Genomic DNA, 4,655 nt, shown 5'->3' with positions numbered 1-4,655 from the left:
ATCTCCCCCTCTCCCCCTCTCCGACTCCCCCTCTCCTTATCTCCCTTGGGGAATAACAATGTATCCGTTTGTGCGATCGCCCAATACGAGATTCCGCTCGATTCCCCAGTACCACCAGTGCGCGCCGATATAAGCGCACAGCAAGGCATCTAGCTGGTCTTCTAAGGCTTTGAGGGTGGCTGTGCTGGGGATTTCGGGAAGTTTTGAATCGCCAAGGCTCACAGGCAAGATGCCTGTGCCACAAGACAGATTTAGAGAGGGTTCAAGGCTCGGTAAAATATCTATAATATACTGGCAGAGTTTCATCAATTCTAGTTGACGCTCTGCCAGTTTTCCTTTTTTGTATTTAATAATTCGCTCTAATTGAAATAGATTGATTGTGGCTGGATGGGGATAAACTTCTATTTGATATCGCCCTAATTTCTTAGCTTCTATGATCGGTGCGTGGACAAATCCTCTGGCTTCTAAACTGAGGCCAAATTCTACTGTTTTTTGGGCGAAGGGGCGGGAAAGGTTAGCGGGATAGCAGCCTGCGTGGTAGCGCCCGAAGTGTTTGTGCGTGAGTTTGTCGGCGAGGCGCATTCCTGATGGATTGCTGATGATTGTGGGCGCGTCTACGGCGATGATGGCTGGTTCGGTTGGGGAGATTTGGGTGTCGATCCAGGTGAGGATGTCGTTGGTTGCTAAGAGGCGATCGCACTCGATTAATTGTAATTGATTGTTTTCCCAATTTAAGCAGCACAAACCGCTGGGCCCTGAACTCCAACCTAAATCGATGCCGATAAATTTCATGATATTTTAAACTGAGTTTGGGACGCGGGCTGAGACTAGAAACCCGGTTTTCTCGAATATCGATCGTTCCTCTGGACAAACTATCGTAGAAACCGGGTTTTCGGTCCATCTGTCAGCCGCGATTATACATAAAAATGTAGCTGTAGATTAGGATGCGGCCGTGTCATATCAAATCCCGTAACATTGGAATGATTCAGATATATATTCTCTCCCTCTGTGTACTCTGTGTACTAATAAGGTTAAATCATTCCGATGCAAGCGAAAACGATATTAGAACTCTTGCAAAAATCCAAAGCACCCCACCCCAACCCTCGCCTTATTAAGGGGAGGGAGCAAGATGATTCTTGTTTCTCCCCGCGGGAGGGGGAACTAAGGGGGGTAAATTTGACTTGTGCAAGAGGTCTATTACACTCTCGCCCACAAAGCCAATCCGCCGCCCCTTCCCCTCGCGGCAATTATCCCATCTTCTATTAAAAAATATGTAAAAAAAGCCTGATTCCCCACACTCAAACTAAAAAATTCCGCCTCCCGCGATTCACCAGCGCGAATAAATCCTTGATACAGAGTTTTACCCAACAATTTCACGGTAATTCTGGTAAAATCAAAAGCTAAAATATTCTTATTTACCAAAAACTTAGTCGGCCCGGAAAGAGTTAGTTCGATCGCCCCAACTCGCACCGAATTCTCTACTTTGCCCGTTTCTCCAAGCGTTTCCCCATCCGCAACAGGTTCTAGGGAGTAAGCAATTTGGATTTTTGCCACCCACTCAGGAATGTAACGTCCCGCACCTAACACAATTCCTGCTTTTTGTCGAGTCTTTTTTGTGCCGGTGATAAAGCACAGGCGCCAATTGCCGGTTAATTGCTCGAAAGAATAGCGAATTTTATTTTTTTTGGCGTTTTTCTCGGCTTCTAGGAGGGCGGCGACTACGGCGGCGGGAGATGGTTTGGAATTGGATTTAGCGGCTTGTTCTAGAATTGATATGTTTTCCATTTAATAATACACAAATCAGTATTTTGAAGGCAATATCAATTCCGGTTGCACTCAGACATGATGTTAACAGTTAACAGTTAACAGTTAACAGTGAATTTACTATTCCGATGCTAACCGATTTGATATAATATCTGAGTCTAGCCGATCCTCGCATCTTCCGAATCGTTGCAGGCATTTTGAATGGTTGTTGTGCTGGGCCGATCGCGCAAAAGGCGTTATACCCTAGACTGTTGACAGTTTGTCTGTTGGGTGTTGTACTAATTATCTCGCCGCGCTAAACTACTGCAAAGTGCGGGGAATATTTAAATTATGCCGTTAGTAGATTTAGCTAATACTAAAGTTCGGGTAGTTGGATGCAGTGCGGTGATGGCTGTGGGGCAGCTTATTTCTAATGCGATCGCCAATCCGGAAACTTAAGCAGCAGCGGGTATTATCGGCGGCCCGATCGCCCTTGGGGGAGTTTCTATCTTAGCTGCGATCGCTGGTGGTATTGCGGGGAATATCGCGGCGAATGACTTGGGAAATCGGATGGCGGAAAAATTGGGGGAAAATCCGAGGATTCTGGATAATCACGATTTGATTAAGGCGGCGGGTGAGGCGATCGGCTATATTCTCAAGGATGTGGCGAAGTCGGATGAGTTAATTGCGATCGCCGAAACCGAACAATTGACCTATCCAGAACAGGATTTAAATAAATTAGCCGACAAAACTCCTGAATACTGGCTGGACATTAACACGAATACAGCCGACTTGTCAAGGGGTTTGCAGATTTCGGAAGACCAGCTAACCAAGATTTTTTCTGCAGATGTTGAAGAGTTCGATCGAGTTACCGGATTGACACCGGAAGATTGGGCAAGTTTCCTGCAGGAATTTGCCCGCAGCGAGGGGAAATCCTTTGATGCGGCAATTGTGGATTTTGTGGCGCAAAGACTCTACGAAACATTCCCCAAGGCGTACCGCGAAGTGCTCCAACAAGATGCGGCGAAGGGAGGAGAAAAGTTTGCCGCGATGCTGTTGAATTTGCACCAAATTGCTTTGGCGGAGCTCAAGGATTTGGGGCTGCAAAATCGGGAAATTCTCGACAAGTTGGAGAGTGTGGCGACTCGCGAACATATTTGTCAGGTGATGGCGAGATTGGATGCGATGGAAATTGGTATCCGGGATGATTTGGCGCAGATTCGGAACTTGCTGGAAAGATATATCGATCCTACTGCACCCGGTTTGCCGATTCCCGTTAAGTCAGAGACGATTATTCGGGACAGAATTAAAGACTTTACCGGTCGGAGATTTGTGTTTGAAGCAATTAACGAGTTTCTTAATACACAACAGAAAGGCTATTTTGTTTTGGAGGCGGAACCTGGTGTCGGGAAAAGCGCGATTATGGCTGCTTGTGTGGTGTCCCTGAATCGACGCTGCATTACTCATTTCAACTCGCAACCGAACGGGATTGTCAGCGCTGAAACTTTTTGGGAAAATGCTTGCACTCAGTTAATTGAGGGTTTTCACCTCAAACATAAATATCCGCGAATACCGAAAAATGCCCTGAAAAATAACAGCTTTCTAGGCGAGTTGCTGAAGGAAATTAGCGCTAATCCGAGCACAGATAGAAAAATAATTTTTGTGGTGGATGCGCTGGATGAAGTTGATTTGACGTTGCAAATTAGCGGCAGCAATGTTTCGTATTTGCCTAATGATTTGCCCGATAACGTTTATTTTATTGTTTCCAAGCGACCGAAATTCCTGCCAATGCCGGCAGCTAACAAGACTGTTTTTGATTTGATGAAGTACGATGCAGAAAGTCTGGAAGATGTCAAGGCTTATCTGGCAAAACGCACGGAGAGAAGCGAGTTAATTCAGGATTGGATTACAGCTCGAAATTTGCAGCGGGAACAGTTTGTGGCGGCGGTAGCCGAGAAAAGTGAAAAGAAATTTATCTATCTCCGCTACATTCTGGATGAAATTGAAGGCGGTACTTACAATGATGTAAATTTAAACGATTTGCCAGCGGGTTTGGAGGAATATTATCAAAAACACTGGGTACAGATGATTGGTCAGGAAGACGATCCTCTGCTGGAATTGAAAGTTAAGATTATCTACGTGCTGTCGAAAGCTCACGAAGCTGTTTCTCGCCGCTGGATAGCAAAAGCCGTTGGCGAGACGGAGTTTAAAGTACAGCAGGTACTAAAGAAATGGGATTCTTTTTTGCGACAGGAACAGATCAACGGGGAAATTCGCTACAACATTTATCACAACTCCTTTCGCGAGTTTCTGGAAAAAGATGAAACCGTGCAATCTGCTGGGGTGAATGTGGAAGAACTTAACCGCCAAAGCATTAATAACAGGTTGGAAGGAGCGCCGATATGAGCAAATTAGGTGTGTGGTTGGCGCAGCAGAGTCAAGGTGATAGGGAATATTTTTTGAAATATCAACCCAGGGATTTCGTTCAGGTGTTGCAGGAATTTAATCGTTATTGCGCTTGGTTGACGGATTTCGGTTTTATTGAGGCGAAACTGGAATTTTTGGGGGTACAAGCGCTAATTGATGATTACGATTTGGCGAGAATTTCTGATGTGCTGCTTTCGGAAGAGCAAACTGAAACTCTGAAATTGATTCAAAGGGCTATTCGTAAGTCGGCGCATATTTTGGATAAGGATAAAACACAGCTCGTAGAGCATTTATGGGGGAGGTTGTTAGATTTTGAAATGCCCCAAATTCAGGGGATGTTGGAACAAGCAAAGCAGTGGAAAGATTGTCCTTGGTTGCGACCTTTGAAGGCTAATTTAGAGCGACCGGTTGACACTCCCTGTGCTGAAGCAACAGGGATTCTTAAGACCACAATTTGAGTCTCAAAGGCGCTGACAATTCGCCTC

4 protein-coding genes are annotated in these 4,655 nt (G+C 45.5%); 2 read left to right on the top strand and 2 right to left on the bottom strand.

Annotated features, from left to right (window positions below; genetic code table 11):
* Positions 1-36: 36 nt before the first annotated feature.
* Both QUA97_RS27900 and QUA97_RS27895 read right to left on the bottom strand, forming a co-directional pair.
* Positions 37-792, bottom strand: coding sequence for a DUF429 domain-containing protein (locus QUA97_RS27900; RefSeq protein WP_333197541.1), 756 nt, complete (start codon positions 790-792; stop codon positions 37-39).
* Positions 793-1,197: 405 nt separating this feature from the next.
* Positions 1,198-1,785 carry a hypothetical protein gene (locus tag QUA97_RS27895; protein WP_194067738.1) on the bottom strand — a complete coding sequence of 196 codons (588 nt, stop codon included), beginning with the start codon at positions 1,783-1,785 and terminating at the stop codon, positions 1,198-1,200.
* Positions 1,786-2,313: 528 nt separating this feature from the next.
* On the opposite strand from QUA97_RS27895, the gene QUA97_RS27890 reads away from it, so the two are divergent.
* Both QUA97_RS27890 and QUA97_RS27885 read left to right on the top strand, forming a co-directional pair.
* Positions 2,314-4,149, top strand: coding sequence for an ATP-binding protein (locus tag QUA97_RS27890; RefSeq protein ID WP_333197538.1), 1,836 nt, complete (start codon positions 2,314-2,316; stop codon positions 4,147-4,149).
* On the top strand, positions 4,146-4,628 hold the full coding sequence (locus tag QUA97_RS27885; protein WP_333197536.1) for a hypothetical protein: 483 nt from the start codon (positions 4,146-4,148) through the stop codon (positions 4,626-4,628). The genes QUA97_RS27890 and QUA97_RS27885 overlap by 4 nt, the downstream gene beginning before the upstream one ends.
* The last annotated feature ends 27 nt before the right edge of the window (positions 4,629-4,655 follow it).

It is taken from the genome of Microcoleus sp. CZ3-B2, assembly GCF_036705055.1.
Lineage (GTDB): Bacteria > Cyanobacteriota > Cyanobacteriia > Cyanobacteriales > Microcoleaceae > Microcoleus.
This window is presented reverse-complemented; position numbering and strand designations above follow the sequence as displayed.

Coding starts and splice junctions, on each gene's coding strand:
- QUA97_RS27900 (WP_333197541.1), bottom strand. CDS start 792: ATGAAATTTATCGGCATCGATTTAGGTTGGAGTTCAGGGCCCAGCGGT.
- QUA97_RS27895 (WP_194067738.1), bottom strand. CDS start 1,785: ATGGAAAACATATCAATTCTAGAACAAGCCGCTAAATCCAATTCCAAA.
- QUA97_RS27890 (WP_333197538.1), top strand. CDS start 2,314: ATGGCGGAAAAATTGGGGGAAAATCCGAGGATTCTGGATAATCACGAT.
- QUA97_RS27885 (WP_333197536.1), top strand. CDS start 4,146: ATGAGCAAATTAGGTGTGTGGTTGGCGCAGCAGAGTCAAGGTGATAGG.